This is a genomic window from Mesorhizobium sp. WSM4312 (genome assembly GCF_002294875.1).
In the GTDB taxonomy this organism is placed as follows: domain Bacteria; phylum Pseudomonadota; class Alphaproteobacteria; order Rhizobiales; family Rhizobiaceae; genus Mesorhizobium.
In genome coordinates this window covers 1-1,037 of sequence record NZ_NSFU01000057.1, presented here as the reverse complement: position 1 = coordinate 1,037, position 1,037 = coordinate 1, and the positions used below count along the sequence as shown (strand labels likewise).

Sequence of the window (1,037 nt, the reverse complement as noted above, 5' to 3'; positions counted from 1 at the left end):
TGTGGAGCTTCAACAGGTTGTCCTCGATCAGGGCGAGGCGACTGATAGGCGTTTTTGACTTTAGGCTGCCATGTGGACGATGCCAATTGTATCTGTGCAGCCAGACAGGCAGTTCGGCGGCACGATGATCGGATGTCGGATAGGCAATGGCGTAGGCCCATTCGCGCAGTGCTGTCTGGATGAAGCGCTCGGCCTTGCCATTGGTCTTGGGCGTATAGGGTCTTGTCGTGACGTGCTTGAGGCCGAGATCGCGGCAGGCCTTGGCGAAGGCCTTTGATCTGTAGCAGGAGCCGTTGTCGGTCATGACGCGGGCTATCGTGACGCCGAGGCTGGCGTAATAGGCGACCGCGGCCTTGAGGAAGGCGATGGCGCACTCCTTTTTCTCGTCGGGCAGGATTTGCGAGAAGGCGATGCGGGACGCGTCGTCGATGCAGACATGGACGAACTCCCAGCCGGCGCCGCGCGACTTGCCCTTTTGCGGATCGCCGGTGATACGATGGCCGACTTGGCTGAAGCGGCCGAGCTTCTTGATGTCGATATGGATCATCTCGCCGGGATGCTCCCGCTCGTAGCGCCGGACCGGTTCGGCCGGCTCGATATCCCTGAGCCGCGACAGCCCGGCACGCTTGAGAACCCGGCTGACGGTGGCGGGCGAGACGCCGACCTCATGGGCGATGTGCTTGCCGGTCAGCCGCTGGCGACGCAAGGCTGCGATGCGCTCGGCCACGGACTGTTCGGTCAGGCTCGGCATGACGGTGGGCCGCGACGAGCGGTCGACCATGCCGGCCCGCCCTTTGGTCTTATAGCGCTCGACCCAGCGCGCCACGATCTTGGCCGACACGCCATAGACGCGCGCCGCATGGGCTTTGGAAAAAGCGCCTTCTATCACCGATAACGCCATCTCCTCTCGACGCAGCGGTGTGAGACGGGCATTCTTGTGGATGTTCATTCGGACCCTCCGATGGATGCTGAAGCGTGGTAACTCCAGTCTCCTCGGTCCGGTCCGAATGGACAACCTCTCGAAAGCTCACACCTAG

The 1,037-nt window shown here is 62.4% G+C and carries 1 protein-coding gene; it reads right to left on the bottom strand.

Annotated features, from left to right (window positions below; genetic code table 11):
• Positions 1-949, bottom strand: a 949-nt coding sequence (locus CK228_RS34605; RefSeq protein WP_095770220.1) for an IS481 family transposase, incomplete at its 3' end; no start/stop codon positions are given.
• Positions 950-1,037: the final 88 nt, after the last annotated feature.